Annotated in this window: 13 protein-coding genes; 5 read left to right on the top strand and 8 right to left on the bottom strand. The window is 69.3% G+C overall.

Annotated elements, in window-relative coordinates:
* Window positions 1-64 precede the first annotated feature (64 nt).
* Both MBR110_RS04330 and MBR110_RS04325 read right to left on the bottom strand, forming a co-directional pair.
* Window positions 65-511, bottom strand: a complete 447-nt coding sequence (locus MBR110_RS04330) for a MarR family winged helix-turn-helix transcriptional regulator (protein WP_014723633.1) — start codon at window positions 509-511, stop codon at window positions 65-67.
* A gap of 35 nt (window positions 512-546) precedes the next feature.
* Window positions 547-2,142, bottom strand: a complete 1,596-nt coding sequence (locus MBR110_RS04325) for an MFS transporter (protein ID WP_059462452.1) — start codon at window positions 2,140-2,142, stop codon at window positions 547-549.
* A 104-nt stretch (window positions 2,143-2,246) separates the two neighbouring features.
* On the opposite strand from MBR110_RS04325, the gene MBR110_RS04320 reads away from it, so the two are divergent.
* Window positions 2,247-3,089 (top strand): EcsC family protein, encoded by an 843-nt coding sequence (locus MBR110_RS04320; RefSeq protein WP_014723635.1) that lies wholly within the window; start codon window positions 2,247-2,249, stop codon window positions 3,087-3,089.
* 370 nt (window positions 3,090-3,459) lie between these two features.
* Here the strand turns inward: MBR110_RS04320 and MBR110_RS04315 are convergent, their stop codons facing one another.
* The 4 genes from MBR110_RS04315 to MBR110_RS04300 all read right to left on the bottom strand — a co-directional run bounded on the left by MBR110_RS04315 (window position 3,460) and on the right by MBR110_RS04300 (window position 7,805).
* Window positions 3,460-3,894, bottom strand: a complete 435-nt coding sequence (locus MBR110_RS04315; protein WP_011886015.1) for a CHRD domain-containing protein — start codon at window positions 3,892-3,894, stop codon at window positions 3,460-3,462.
* 332 nt (window positions 3,895-4,226) lie between these two features.
* Complete coding sequence (locus MBR110_RS04310) at window positions 4,227-5,000, bottom strand: class II aldolase/adducin family protein (protein ID WP_176316757.1); 774 nt, start codon at window positions 4,998-5,000, stop codon at window positions 4,227-4,229.
* A 151-nt stretch (window positions 5,001-5,151) separates the two neighbouring features.
* Entirely contained in the window at window positions 5,152-6,774 is a 1,623-nt protein-coding gene (locus MBR110_RS04305; protein WP_181709200.1) for a phospholipase D family protein, read from the bottom strand.
* Between the two features lie 314 nt (window positions 6,775-7,088).
* Window positions 7,089-7,805: a FadR/GntR family transcriptional regulator gene (locus MBR110_RS04300; protein WP_011886018.1), complete on the bottom strand. Its 717-nt coding sequence runs from the start codon at window positions 7,803-7,805 to the stop codon at window positions 7,089-7,091.
* 133 nt (window positions 7,806-7,938) lie between these two features.
* Here MBR110_RS04300 and MBR110_RS04295 point away from each other — a divergent pair, with 133 nt between their 5' ends.
* From MBR110_RS04295 to MBR110_RS04280, 4 genes are read left to right on the top strand one after another with little or no spacing between them, the layout of a single operon-like run.
* Complete coding sequence (locus tag MBR110_RS04295; RefSeq protein ID WP_041493889.1) at window positions 7,939-8,739, top strand: (Fe-S)-binding protein; 801 nt, start codon at window positions 7,939-7,941, stop codon at window positions 8,737-8,739.
* Window positions 8,736-9,461 carry a LutC/YkgG family protein gene (locus tag MBR110_RS04290; protein ID WP_011886020.1) on the top strand — a complete coding sequence of 242 codons (726 nt, stop codon included), beginning with the start codon at window positions 8,736-8,738 and terminating at the stop codon, window positions 9,459-9,461. The genes MBR110_RS04295 and MBR110_RS04290 overlap by 4 nt, the downstream gene beginning before the upstream one ends.
* Window positions 9,458-10,903 carry a LutB/LldF family L-lactate oxidation iron-sulfur protein gene (locus MBR110_RS04285; RefSeq protein WP_181709199.1) on the top strand — a complete coding sequence of 482 codons (1,446 nt, stop codon included), beginning with the start codon at window positions 9,458-9,460 and terminating at the stop codon, window positions 10,901-10,903. Before MBR110_RS04290 ends, MBR110_RS04285 begins: the two co-directional genes overlap by 4 nt.
* Before the next feature lie 48 nt (window positions 10,904-10,951).
* Window positions 10,952-12,652 (top strand): lactate permease LctP family transporter, encoded by a 1,701-nt coding sequence (locus MBR110_RS04280; RefSeq protein WP_034194788.1) that lies wholly within the window; start codon window positions 10,952-10,954, stop codon window positions 12,650-12,652.
* A 111-nt stretch (window positions 12,653-12,763) separates the two neighbouring features.
* Here the strand turns inward: MBR110_RS04280 and MBR110_RS04275 are convergent, their stop codons facing one another.
* Complete coding sequence (locus MBR110_RS04275) at window positions 12,764-13,525, bottom strand: M48 family metalloprotease (RefSeq protein WP_011886023.1); 762 nt, start codon at window positions 13,523-13,525, stop codon at window positions 12,764-12,766.
* A gap of 137 nt (window positions 13,526-13,662) precedes the next feature.
* Window positions 13,663-14,478, bottom strand: coding sequence for a glycosyltransferase family 2 protein (locus tag MBR110_RS04270; RefSeq protein WP_034194787.1), 816 nt, complete (start codon window positions 14,476-14,478; stop codon window positions 13,663-13,665).
* Between the last annotated feature and the right edge of the window lie 70 nt (window positions 14,479-14,548).

The raw sequence follows: 14,548 nt of genomic DNA, 5'->3' as shown, positions 1-14,548 counted from the left end.
CGAGCGCCGGCCGGCGTTGGGCGGTGGGCTCTCGGGCCCGCCGCGCCGCGCCGGTCGCCGCCCTTCAGTGCGGAGACGGCGTCGAGCCGACCTCCGCGATCCGCGACTCCAGCATCGCCAGCGCGCCCGACAGCGCGGTCAGCACGTCGTCCGGCAACTGCGCGACGGTGCGGTCGAGGAACGCCTTGCGGCGCGGCAGGCACGCGTCGAACGCCGCGCGCCCGGCGGCGGTCAGCGTGACGTTGGTCACCCGGTTGTCGCGGGCATCGGACGCGCGCTCGATCCAGCCGAGCGCATCGAGCGATTTCAGCTGGCGCGTGAGCGCGCCCGGATCGATGCGCAGCACCTCGACGAGCTTCTTCTGCGACGCCTGGCCGTCCAGCGTGTGCAGCGCCACCATGATGCGCCAGCGCGGCATCGGCTGCCCGACGTGCGTTTCGAACGCGCTCATGAACGCGCGATACGTGCGTCCGAATTGCTGCAAGATCGCGATGCGGTCCGGTTCTTCCATGCGCTGATGCCTACTCGTTCATTCGGTGAATCGTTTCAATCGGCCGCGACATGCGGTTCGACCTTGCGTCGCAGCGCGATCGGCGGCACGCGGCGGCATTGCCACACCGACACCACGGCGACGACGGCCGCCATCGCGACGCCCAGGTGAATCGCACCGACGAGCGATTCGCGGGCCGCTTCCAGCAGCAGCGCGCCATTATGCCCGGCCGCCGTCAGCTCCGCGACCAGACGGCCTTGCGCCGCACGGTCGATCAGGATCTGCGGATCGGCGAGTTGCGCATGCCACTGCAGCGCGCGATCGCCGGCCAGCGCATCGTGCACGCCGCTCGAATACATCTGGTTGACGAGCGTGCCGGTCAGCGCGGTGCCGATCATCCCGCCGACCATGCGCAGCGATTGCAGGAGCGCGGTCGCGATGCCGAGGTGCTCGCGACCGGCGGTCTGCTGCGCGAACACGGTGAGGTTCGGCAGCACGAAGCCGAGCCCGATCCCGCCGGCGACCATCAGGATCATCAGCATCCAGCCAGGCGTCGTGTGGGTCGACACGACGACACCCGCGCAGGTGAACGCGAACAGCCCGAAGCCGACGTGCAGCATCGCGTTCGGATGGCGGATGCGCGTGACGACGCGCCCGTTCATGATGCTGCCGATCGTGATGAACACGACGAGCGGCGTGATGACGAGCCCCGCCGCCTTCGGCGACATCCCGAAGCCGCCCTGGAACAGCAGCGGCGCATAGAACAGCAGCGAGAACATCGAGAAGCCGGCGAGCATCGCGAGCACGAACAGCGCCGACAGCGCGCGGTTGCCGAACATGTCGAACGGCAGGATCGGCTGCGCGCAGCGCTTCTCCCAGTGCCACAACGCCACGCCCGCGCCGAGCGCGACTACCAGCAGCAGCGACGCCCAGCTCATCAAGCCGTATTTCGGCAGCCATTCGACGAACAGCTGCAGCGCGCCCAGCGACAGCGCGATCAGCAAGGCGCCGGGCCAGTCGAGCCGCATGCTGCGGTCGTGCTCGACGTGCCGCAGGTGCGGCAGGTAGCGCCACACGAAGAACAGCGACAGGATGCCGATCGGCAGGTTCACGTAGAACACCGAACGCCAGCCGAACGACTGGGTCAGGAACCCGCCGAGCGACGGCCCGATCGCGTTCGCGATGCCGAACGCCGAACTCATCAGCACCTGCCAGCGCAGCCGCACGACCGAATCGGGGAACAGGTCGGGGATGCACGCGAACGCGGTGCCGACCAGCATGCCGCCGCCGATCCCTTGCAGGCCGCGCGCCAGCACGAGGTACAGCATGTCGTTGGCCATCCCGCACAACACCGACGCGCCGGTGAACACGACGATCGACACGATCACGAACGGCTTGCGGCCGTAATAGTCGCCGAGGCGGCCGAAGATCGGCACGGTGATCACGGAGCTGAGCAGGTACGACGTCGCGACCCATGCGTACAGGTCGAAGCCGCGCAACTCGGCGACGATGGTCGGCAACGCGGTGCCGACGACCGTCTGGTCGAACGCGACGAGCATGGTGACGAACGAGATCCCGATCATCGCGAGCAGCGACTCGCGAAACGGCAGAAGTTGCCCGCTGGAATGGTGGGCGGCAGTATGGACCGGCATTTTTTGTTGATGCAATCTTTGACGTGTCAAACAATCGCGAAAGTGTAGCACGTCGGAGTAATCTACGCGGGCATGGGATGGGCGGCGTGCCGCCAGGGAGAACGATGGAACCGATTTCGATCACGCCTGCGGCGACGCTGTCGCCGCAGGACCAGGACGCGCTGCGGCGCGCGAAGCAGGTGCTGGAAAGCCCGTCGCTGACGTTGAAGCTGACCAGCGTGCTCGGTGCGCCGGTCGAGAAGATGATCGGGCGGCTGCCGGCGTTCGCGACCGGCAAGATCAACGATGCGACGCAGCTCGCGCTGCGCAAGTGCCTGAACATCGCGCTGCGCACGCTCGGCAAGCCGCCGGCGCCCGATGCCGAGCCCGACAAGCCGAGCAACCTGCTGCACAAGCTCGCGGTCGCGACGACCGGCGCGGCCGGCGGCGCGTTCGGCTTCCTCGCGCTGCCGGTCGAGCTGCCGGTCACGACCACGCTGATCTTCCGCTCGGTGTGCGACATCGCGCGCAGCGAGGGCGAGGATCTCGCGGCGGTCGACACGCAGTTGCAGTGCCTGGCCGTGCTCGGCATGGGCGGCGACACGGACAAGCGGGAAGAGGACGCCGATCTCGGCTATTTCGTGCTGCGCGGCGCGCTCGCGCAGGCGATCTCGAAGGCGTCGTCCGACATCGCGACGAAAGGTGTGGCCGCGCACAGCTCGGCGGCGGTGTTCAAGCTGGTGCAGACGGTCGCGTCACGTTTTTCCGTGCAGGTGACTGAGCAGATGGCCGCGAAGTCGATCCCGGCGATCGGCGCGGTGCTCGGCGCGACCGTCAACACGCTGTTCATCGATCACTTCCAGCAGATGGCGCACGGCCACTTCACCGTGCGCCGGCTCGAGCGCAAGTACGGCGCGGCGGCCGTGCGGGCCGCGTATCAGGCGATCGACGGCGCGCCGGCGCGGTGACGAGCGGTGACGAGCGGGGGCGGTTGCGAGGCGGTTGCGAGGCGGTTGCGAGGCGGTTGCGAGGCGGGGGCGTTGGGCGTTGGGCGTTGGGCGTTGGGCGTTGGGCGTTGGGCGCTGGGCGCTGGGCGCTGGGCGCTGGGCGCTGGGCGCTGGGCGTTCGCGCGGTTCGCCGGTTCGCCGGTTCGCCGGTTCGGCGACTGGCGACTGGCGACTGGCGACTGGCGACTGGCGACTGGCGGTCGAGCATCGCGCGCCTGCGGCGCGATCGGCGCTTACATCTGCCCGAGCGGCGGCCTGTCGAGCCACACGTCATCTCGACCGACTCGCCACCCGCCTTCGACACCCTATATGTCAAACGCCGCCGCGCGCGTCAGTTCGCCGGCATCACCTGCCCGCGGATCTCGCCGGCCGGATGCGCCTTCGTATGCACGTTGAAGTACCACTTGCCGCTCGTCAGCTCGGCCACCTGCGCGTCGGTGAGTTCCTTCGAGCCCTTGATCGGGCTCGCGAGCTCGTCCTTCGGAATCGGCACCTGCACGCCGGCGTTCTGGCCGACCGGCGCGGGACCGTGGAAATGTGCGGCCGTCGCCGGCCCCGTCAGGTTTTCGTAAGTGACGGTCCAGCGCAGCAGGTGGGTCGCCGTGTCGTAGGTGGCGTCGACCGCGCCGGCACCCTTGGTCGCGGTGGGCGGCACCTCGCTCGACGGCTGCAGGTTCGCGGACAGACGCACCGTTTCGGCGGCGGCGCTGCCGGCCGCCAGAACGCCCGTGAGCAACGCCACCTGGAGCAAACGCAACTTCGGCATGAATCCTCCTTGTACGACGTGGTACGCCCCGCGGCCGGGGCGCTACGTGATGGTAGTCGATCGGCGCCGATCCGGCAGCGTGCCGAATCCAGGAAGGGACCTTTGCAGCGCAACGCCTGAATCCGCACGCGGCCTTTCGCTACACTCCGTCTCACAGTTGCTTGTTTCCTTCGTCCGAAGGAGTCTGCGAGTATTCACGCGGCCAGCCGGCCGCGTTTTTTTTTGCTCGTCGCGCACGCGATACCCGCCTCGTCCGCCGCTTCGGCGTCGGGCGTCGGCAAGCAGCCCGAAGCAATCTGCCCCGCCGCAGTGATGCATCACCTGCGTACCCATCACCCGCGATACCCCGGATCGATACGATCGACGATACGCTGCAGCGCGTCGAACGCGTCCTGTCCCGCGCCGTGCTTCGGATCGAAATTCAGCGAATCGCGCACGCACCGGTCGAGCACCGGCGGCTCGATCGGCAACGGCTCGCCGATCGCGTGCGTCGCCACCTGCACCTCGCACGCGCGATTGAGCAGCCACATCAGCGAGAACGCGTGCGCGAGCGTCGCACCGATCGTCACCGGCCCATGGTTGCGCAGCAGCAGCACGGGCCGTCCGCCCGCGCTCGCGACGATCCGACGGCCCTCCTCCGCATGCACGGTGATGCCCTCGAAATCGTGATACGCGACCTTCCCGTAGAGCTGCGCCGAATAGAAATTCGAGAACGACAGGCCATCGCGCGCGCAGCACACGGCCATCGTCGGCGTCGTGTGCACGTGCATCACGCAGTGCGCGTCGGGCAGCGCCGCATGGATCGCGCCGTGGAACGTGAAGCCGGCCGGGTTGATCGGCCAGTCGGAATGGCCGATCACGTTGCCGTCGACGTCGATCTTCACGAGATTCGACGCACACACCTCGCGGTAATGGAGCCCGAACGGGTTGATCAGGAAGTGGCCGTCCGCGCCCGGCACGCGCAGCGAGATATGGTTGTAGATCAGCTCGGTCCAGCCGAGGTGAGCGAAGATCCGGTAGGCGGCCGCGAGCTGCACACGCGCTTGCCATTCGGCTTCGGAGAAACGGGCGGGACGCGTGAACGGCTGGTTCGGTACACGTTGCATCGGGCACTCCGGTTGCGCACGGGCGCGGCTGCGGCACGCGCGGGCGGCGCCTCGGGTCCGGCCCGCGACGCTGCGCGTATCGTTGTGCGAGCAACTATATCGCCTGTGCCGGCACTTCGGTAACACGGGTTTTGCCGGAGCCGCGCCGCCGTTACAACTGATCGTCGACCGGCAGCAGCATGAAGACGCCGGTCATCACGTTGCGCAGCAGCCCGGCATGCGGGTCGACGTGATAGGTGGTGGTTTGCCCGCCATCGGTGCCCGTCCATTCGAGCGCGGGCGGGCCGCCGCCCGGCTGCGGCGCGAGCGTCACGCGGTAGCTCTGGTCGGGCTGCGTCACGTGCGCGAAGATCGCCGCCGCCTGCTGCGCGAGCTGCGGGCTGTGGATCACGAGCGCCAGTTCGGTGTTCAGGTGTGCGGAACGCGGGTCGAGGTTCAGCGAGCCGATCACGACGATCTGCCGGTCGATCACGTACGCCTTCGCATGCAGGCTCGCACGCGAACGCGAGCCGAACAGCCGCGCAGGCGGCTGTTCGGGCTGCGACTTGAATTCGTACAACTCGACGCCGCGCTGCAGCAACGGCACGCGGTACGGCGCGTAGCCGGCCTGCACCGCGACCGCGTCGGTGGCCGCGAGCGAATTCGTGACGATCGCGACGCGCACGCCGCGCGCGGCCGTATCGCCGAGGATCTTCACGCCGGCGTCGTGCGGCACGAAGTACGGCGAAAAGGCGAGAAATTCCGTGCGCGCGCCGCGCGTGAGGTCCGCCAGGCGCTGCATCGGCGGGCTCACGTAGGTGTCGGTCGGCTGCGCGATCTTGTCCGGCGCATCGACCTTGAACTCGGCCGGCGCCCACACGAGTTCCAGCTCGTCGCGCGCGATCTGGCGCGCCAGCGGCGTGGCGTTCAACGGCTTCGCGTTGTACGGGTCGGCGTTGTTGCGCCAGTGCTCGCGCAGCTCGTCGCGCACCGCGTCGAGATCCTTCGGATCGAAGCGCTGGTGGTTCAGCACGCGCAACGGATAGCTGCTCGCGCTCGCCCAGTAGTCGTCGAAGCTCTTCGAGATGTCGTTCGTCACCGGGCCGGCCGCGAGCACGTCGAGATCCCGGAACTGCAGCGTCGGGCTCGCACTGAAGTATTCGTCGCCGAGATTGCGGCCGCCGACGATCGCGAGCTGGTTGTCCGCGATCATCGCCTTGTTGTGCATGCGGCGCGTGAAGCTGTCGAGCCGCGTGAAGAAATTGGCCGTGCGCTCGACCATCCCGTACTGCGACGCGCCGAACGGGTTGAACACGCGGATCTCGATGTTCCCGTGCGTATTGAGCGCGGCCATCACGCGGTCGATGTCGCGGAAGTTCAGGTCGTCGACCAGCATCCGCACGCGCACGCCGCGATCGGCCGCGTACAGCGCCGCGGCGAGCAACAGCTTGCCGGTCGTGTCCTCGGTCGCGATGTAGTACTGCATGTCGAGCGTCTTCGTGGCCGCCCGCGCGAGCGCGATGCGCATCTGCAGCGCGGTGGCGCCGTCGGCGAGCAGGCGGAACCCCGACTGCCCGGGATGTGCGGCTTCCGGTGCGGCCAGCGCCGTGCGCAGCGGCGTCGCGGCATCGGCCGGCAGCGCGTGGGACACGGAGCGCTCGAGCGACGTCGCAGGCGGGTGCGTCGCGCACGCGACGAGCGGCAGCAGCGCGCAGACGACCAGCGCGCGGGCCTGGCGGCACACGGCGCGCCAACACGGCGCGGCCGGCGCGTGCCGGATCAAAGACGTGAGCACGGAGGCTTCCTCGACAGTCGGGTCAACGGGCACGTGAGCGCCGCGGCGCGCGGCGCACGGGCAGTTCCGACCGATTCTAGTGGGCGCCCGACGAGCCGGTCAATCGCGCGTCGAGCGGCGTTCGGGCGCCGCCCGGACCTTGGTTCGAGCGTAGTTCGATCGCGCTTCCGCCGTACTTCCATCGCACCTCCGCCGTACTTCGACTGCACTTCGACCGTACTACGAGCGCACCCGGCACCCCGCCCCCGCCCCTCGCACCGCCCCACCGCCAGCGCGTTCAGGCACGGGCCACAGGCGCCGTGGTCCAACCAATCTCACGACGCGGCGCCGTTACGCTCGAAGTGGCTGCGCACGTAGTCGATATGGGTCTGCATCGCGGTGCGCGCCTCCTCGGGCCGGTGTGCGCAGATCGCATCGCACACCACACGATGCTGCTGCAGCAGCAGTTCGGATGCCTGCTCGTCGTCGGTCGTCATCCCGGCGACGTTGATCGAAATGTGTTCGCGCAGCATCCCGAGCACGCTCGTATGCAGGTGCAGGAACATCGTGTTGTGCGACGCGAGCGCGATCGCCTCGTGCAGCTTCGCGTCGGCCGACGCCTCGACGACCGCGTCGTCGTTCGCATGCGCAGTCTCCAGCTCGCGCAGCAGCCCGCGGATCCGGCGCCGGTCGTTCGCATCGGCACGCAGCGCGGCGAAATACGCGGTCGCGCCTTCGAGCACGCGACGGAATTCGAGGATGTCGTCGCGCAGCGCCGGATGATCGGCGACCAGCTGGCCCCACGGCGACGCGATGCCCGCGCGCAACTGGTCGGTCGCGAACACGCCCGCGCCGCGCCGGCTCTGCAGCAGCCCGCGCGCGACGAGCCGCTGGGTCGCCTCACGCACGGTATTGCGCGCCACCCCGTACTGCTGCGCGAGCACGCGCTCGGCCGGCAGCCGCGCGCCCGCCGGCCACGTGCCGTCGAGCAGCGCCGTCTCGATCTTGCGCATCACCACTTCGGTCCGGCCCCGTGCCGTCATCGCCGCCATTGCCGTCTCCCCGTTTCGTATCGCTGTCGCGTCGATTGGCCCAACCAATTTGAGCTCCGGCGCCGTCGCGGGAATTATGCAGCGAAATGGCCGCCCGCATGCAGATGCCGGGACGGCGTACCTGGAGCGAGACATGAACCCAAGGCCCTACCCCGCTGTCGCCCCCGCGCACGTGTACCTGTTCGCGACCTGCCTGGTCGACCTGTTCGTGCCGGAAGCCGGCCTCGACGCGGTCCGGCTGCTGGAGCGCGAAGGGCTGACCGTCCACTATCCGCGCGGCCAGAGCTGCTGCGGGCAGCCGGCCTACAGCAGCGGCAATCCCGACGAAGCGCGCCGCGTCGCGGCCGCGCAGCTCGACCTGTTCGGCGACGCGTGGCCGGTGATCGTCCCGTCCGGCTCCTGCGCCGGCATGATCCGGCACCATTGGCCGACCCTGTTCGCCGACGATCCAGTGCATGGCCCCAAGGCCCGTGCGATCGCCGAGCGCACCTACGAACTCGCCGAATTCCTCGTCAACGTGCTGCACGTGCGGCTCGACGCCATCGCGCCGCCAGCCGGCCCCGACGAACGCGTGGTGCTGCACACGTCGTGCGCGGCCCGCCGCGAGATGGGCACGCGCGCCCACGGCGTCGCGCTCGTCGATGCGCTGCCGGGCGTCACGCGCGTCGAACATGAACGCGAATCGGAATGCTGCGGCTTCGGCGGCACGTTCTCGCTGAAACACCCCGATATTTCGGGCGCGATGGTGCAGGACAAGGTGGCGTCGGCGTGCGCGACCGGCTGCGACCGGCTCGTGTCGGCCGACTGCGGCTGCCTGCTCAACATCGGCCATGCGGCCGACAAGGCCGGCGCGAAGCTCGCCGTCGAGCACCTCGCGAGCTTCCTGTGGCGCCGCACGGCCGGCGCGGCGTCGCTGAGCGGAGATGCACAATGAGCGCCCGCGACGCGATCCTCGCGCGGCTGCGCGCCGCCGCGCCCGGCGTCGCCGGGCACGCGAGCGCCGCGGTCGACACGCGCATCGGCGAGCATTACGCCGCGCAGCGCGCCCCGCTCGCCGCCGATCTCCACACGCTGGTGCAGACGATGCAGGCCGCGCTCGCCGCGTCGCATACCGACGTCTGGTGCGCGAGCGCCGACGCATGGCCCGCCCAACTCGCCGCGAAGCTCGCGGCGGCCGGCGTGCGGCGGCTGCTGCTCGACCCGGCCCGCGCCGAAGCCGCGGCGCTCGCGCACGCGCTGCCCGAGACGGTCGCGCCGGTGCCGTTCGATCGCCCAATCGACGCGTGGAAGACCGAACTGTTCGACACGATCGACGCCGGCTTCACGGTGGCGCGCTCCGGCATCGCGGCGACCGGCACCGTCGTGCTCGCGCCCGACGCCGGCACGCCGCGCACGGTGTCGCTGGTGCCGCCGCTGCACGTCGCACTGGTGCACGCGCGCACGCTGCACGCGGACCTGCACGCGGCCGTGCACGCCGAGCGCTGGCATGCCGGCATGCCGACCAACCTCGTGCTGGTATCGGGCCCGTCGAAGACTTCCGACATCCAGCAGACGCTCGCGTACGGCGCGCACGGCCCGCGCGAACTGTGGGTCGTGATCGTCACCGAACCGGCCGATGCATCCGCCGCACCCGCTTTCCAGGAGCTGCCGCGATGAGCGACCAGCCGCTGCACTTCGTCGCCCCCGGCGACTTCAAGACCCGCGCGCGCGCCGCGCTCGACGATCCCGCCTTGCGCCGCAGCTTTCGCGGCGCGATGGACTTCCTGCAAGGCAAGCGCGCGAGCCAGTTTCCCGACGGCGCCGAGCTCGAGCAGCTGCGCGACGTCGGCGAAGCCGTGCGCCGCCATGCGCTTGCGCAGCTGCCGGCGCTGCTCGAACGGCTCGAGGCGAAGCTCACCGAAGCCGGCGTGCAGGTGCACTGGGCCGAGACGGCCGACGACGCGAACGCGATCGTGCTCGGCATCGCGCAGGCGCGCAACGCGCGCCGCGTGATCAAGGGCAAGTCGATGGCGAGCGAGGAGATCGAGCTGAACCATTACCTCGCGGAGCGCGGCGTCGACTGCATCGAGTCCGACATGGGCGAGTTCATCGTCCAGCTCGCGGGCGAGAAGCCGTCGCACATCGTGATGCCGGCGATCCACAAGACGCGCGCCGACATCGCCGCGCTGTTCGAGCAGCACATCGCCGGCACCCGCTACACGGAGGATGTCGACGCGCTGATCCAGACCGGCCGGCGCGCGCTGCGCCGCGCGTTCGCGGAAGCGGACATCGGCCTGTCCGGCGTGAATTTCGCGGCGGCCGACACGGGCACGCTGTGGCTCGTCGAGAACGAGGGCAACGGCCGGCTGTCGACGACGGTGCCCGACACGCACATCGCGATCATGGGCATCGAGAAGGTCGTCGAGAAGCTCGAACACATCGTGCCGCTGGCGAGCCTGCTGACGCGCTCGGCCACCGGCCAGGCAATCACGACCTACTTCAACCTGATCTCCGGCCCGCGCCGCGACGGCGAACGCGACGGCCCGCGCGAGCTGCATCTCGTGCTGCTCGACAACGGCCGCACGCAGGCCTACGCGGACGAGCAATTGCGCGCGACGCTGCAGTGCATCCGCTGCGGCGCGTGCATGAACCACTGCCCCGTCTATACGCGCATCGGCGGCCACGCGTACGGGACCACCTATCCCGGCCCGATCGGCAAGATCATCTCGCCGCACCTGCTCGGCCTCGATGCGACGGCCGACCTGCCGAGCGCATCGACGCTGTGCGGCGCATGCGGCGAGGTGTGCCCGGTGCGCATTCCGATCCCGCAGCTGCTGGTGCGGCTGCGCACCGAGGCGAACCGCAAGCCGGACGAGGCCGTGGCGCACCCGCTGCGCGGCCAGGGCGCGAACTACAACCGGGCGGAAGACCTCGTGTGGCGCTTCTGGTCCGGCGCGTTCGCGCATCCGCGCGCGTATCGCGCGTTCCGCTGGGCCGCAACGCGGCTGCGCGCGCTGACGCCGGCGAAGCAGCTCGGCTGGACCCAGCACCGCACGCCGCTCGAGCCGGCGCCGCGCAGCCTGTCCGACCTGCTGCGCGCGCGCGGACAACCCGAATAGCCGCCGATTCAAAACCCGTACCAACAGCAATCCATGGAGGAGACCACCATGCAGGTTTGGCACCAGATCTACACGCCGCTCGGCAGCCTCGGGCTGTCGGCGTTCGTCGCCGCGATTCCGATCATCTTCTTTTTCGTCGCGCTCGCCGCACTGCGGATGAAGGGGCACGCGGCCGCCGCGATCACGCTGCTGCTGTCGCTCGGCGTCGCGATCCTCGCCTACGGGATGCCCGTGCGGCAGGCGCTCGCGGCAGCCGGCTTCGGCTTCGCATACGGCCTCTGGCCGATCGCGTGGATCATCGTCGCGGCGGTGTTCCTGTACAAGATCGTCGTGAAGACCGGCCAGTTCGACATCATCCGTGCGTCGGTGCTGTCGATCACCGACGACCAGCGGCTGCAGATGCTGCTGATCGGCTTCTCGTTCGGCGCGTTTCTCGAAGGCGCGGCCGGCTTCGGCGCGCCGGTCGCGATCACGGCCGCACTGCTCGTCGGCCTCGGCTTCAAGCCGCTGCACGCGGCCGGACTGTGCCTGATCGCGAACACCGCGCCGGTCGCGTTCGGCGCGATGGGCATCCCGATCATCGTCGCCGGGCAGGTGACCGGCATCGACGCGTTCCACATCGGCGCGATGGCCGGCCGCCAGCTGCCGCTGCTGTCGCTCGCCGTGCCGTTCTGGCTCGTGTTCATGATGGACGGGCTGCGCGGCGTGCGGCAGACCTGGCCGGCCGCGCTGGTTGCGGGTGGCAGCTTCGCGGTCACGCAGTACTTCACGTCGAACCATATCGGGCCCGAGCTGCCGGACATCACGTCGTCGCTCGTCAGCCTCGTGTCGCTCGCCACGTTCCTGAAGGTCTGGCAGCCGAGCAGCGCGAAAGCGACGGCCGGCAGCGTCGTCACGTCCGGCGGCGGCGCCGCGCTCGCCGGCTTCGGTGCCGGCGGCAACGCCGCGGGCTCGAGCCGTCAGGCGTCGCCGTACTCGCTCGCGCAGACCGTGCGCGCATGGTCGCCGTTTCTGATCCTGACGGCCGTCGTCACCGTCTGGAGCCTCGCGCCGTTCAAGGCGCTGTTCGCGGCGCACGGCCCGCTCGCGGCAACCGTGCTGAAATTCCACGTCGCCGGGCTCGACCAGCTGGTCGTGAAGGGCGCGCCGATCGCGGCTGCGCCGAAGGTGCTCGACGCCGTGCTGAAGATCGACCTCCTGTCGGCCGTCGGCAGCGCGATCCTCGTGACGGCGCTGATCTCGATGGTGCTGTTGCGGATGAAGCCGCGCGACGCGCTCGTCACATTCGGCGAGACGCTGAAGGAGCTCACGCGTCCGATCCTGTCGATCGGCCTCGTGCTCGCGTTCGCGTTCGTCGCGAACTACTCGGGGATGTCGTCGACGCTCGCGCTGATGCTCGCCGCGACCGGCGCCGCGTTCCCGTTCTTCTCGCCGTTCCTCGGCTGGCTCGGCGTGTTCCTGACCGGCTCGGACACGTCGTCGAACGCGTTGTTCTGCTCGCTGCAGCAGGCCACGGCCCACCAGCTCGGCGTGCCCGAGACGCTGGCCGTCGCCGCCAACACGACGGGCGGCGTGACCGCGAAGATGATCTCGCCGCAATCGATCGCCGTCGCATGCGCGGCGACCGGCCTGGTCGGCAAGGAGTCGGAGCTGTTCCGCTTCACGGTGCGCCACAGCCTGCTGTTCGCGGTGATCGTCGGCGTGATCACGCTCGTACAGGCCTACCTGCTGCCGGGCATGGTGCCGTAAGCCCCTCGCGCGGCGCTCGCCACAAACAAAAACCCCATGCCCGCGAGGGCATGGGGTTTTGTTCATCCGAACGCGCGGGCCTGGCCGGGGCCGCGCGGCGGGCAACGGCGATCAGCTGCCCTTCGCGATGCGATCCTGGATGTGCTGCGCACGGCTCGTCGACGACGGGTGCGAGCTCATCATCGAGCTCTTGCCGCCGTCGAGCTGCGCGAGCTTCTGGAACGCGGTGACGAGGCCCTTCTGGCTCATGTTCTTCTGCTTCATCAGGTCGAACGAATAGTCGTCGGCCGCGCTTTCCTGCGATTGCGAGAACTGCGCGTTGATGAACTTCTCGGTGATGTCGCCGAGCTGCGAGCTGGTCAGCGCCGCGACGCCGGGCGAGGCCGCGCCGGCCGCCGTGCGCGCCGCGCTGACGGCGTAGGCCGTCTGCATCGCCTTCTTCGAGTGGCCCAGCGCAACGTGGCCCATTTCATGGCCGATCACGCCGCGCAGCTCGTCGTCGTTCATCATGTCCATCAGGCCGCTGTACACGCGCACGCAGCCGTTGCCCATCGCCCACGCGTTGACGTCCTTCGTGACGTAGACCTTGTAGTTGATCTTCTGGCCGTTCAGCGTCATGTCGCCGAAGCCCTTCATCACCTTCGTCAGACGCTTCGAATACGCGCTGTTCGGCGCGGCGATCTTCGATTCCGCGTCGCTCGCCTTGCACGAGTCGTTCGACAGGGCCGCGATGTCGCTGTCCGACAGCGTCGCCGCCTTGAACAGGCTGGTGCCCGCCGACGTCAGGCCGTTCGCGTCGAGGTTCTGCACCCCGCCGCACGCGCTCAACAGGAACGCCACGCCACACGCTGCCGCCGCTTTCTTGATATGCATTCGGTAACCCTCGGTAGTTTTATTTGGGAGCGGCGATTTTGCATAATCCGGCAGAAAATTACCAGACGTTTACGTCTAATGACAGGACCATTACCGGCGCAATCGGCCGGAAGTAACAATAGTTAACGGATTGACGGTCAGCGGGACGGTCGATCGCCGCGTCGCGGCCGGTCGAACGCGCGGCGCGAGCGGCGCGTCAGCCGCCGCGCGGCCAGCAGCGGCAGCCGCAGCACGAAGCCGGCGACGAGCCGCACGTGCATCCATGCGAGCAGCGCGTTGTCGCGACCGTAGTGAAAATGCGACACGCCGCCCTCGTGCGCGCCGAAATAGCGCACCGGCGCGTCGATGCGGATCGGCCGCACGCCGGCCCAGCAGAGCCGCACGGCCGCTTCGGGATCGAAGTCGAAGCCGCGCATCCACGGCTGCCGGTGCATGATCGCGGCGAGCGGCGCGATCGGATACACGCGAAAGCCGTACAGCGAATCGCCGATCCCGGCCCACAGCGTCTCGAGGTCGGCCCAGCCGTTCGACAGGCGCCGGCCCTGCACGCGCAGCCGCGGCGCGCTCGCGTCGAATTTCGGCAGGCCCAGCACCATCGCGTCCGGCGCCGCCTGCGACGCGGCCATGAATTGCGGAATCAGCTCGGCCGGATGCTGGCCGTCGGAATCCATCGTCAGCACGTGCGTGAAGCCGCTCGCGGCGGCCGCGTCGAGCCCGGCGAGCACGGCCGCGCCCTTGCCGCGGTTCTGCGGCAGCACGATCACGCGCAGGCCGGGATCGCGCTCGGCCATCGCCTGCAGCCGCTCGGCGCTGCCGTCGGTGCTGCCGTCGACGACGACCCACACCGGGTTCCACTGCGCACGCGCGTTGCGTACGGTCGTGTCGACCTTGACGCCGGGGTTGTAGCTCGGGATCAGCACGAGATGGGTGGTCGACGCGTGCAGCTGGGACATGGGAACGACCGATTGCGAAGACGATGATCCTGACAAAAGTGTATGACCTGCGGGCGACTGCCGGCAGGCT

The sequence above is a fragment of the Burkholderia sp. MBR-1 genome, from assembly GCF_013822785.1.
GTDB classification, from domain to species: domain Bacteria; phylum Pseudomonadota; class Gammaproteobacteria; order Burkholderiales; family Burkholderiaceae; genus Burkholderia; species Burkholderia vietnamiensis.
Note: the sequence above shows the minus strand (reverse complement) of the source record. Positions and strands in the feature narration are given on the sequence as shown.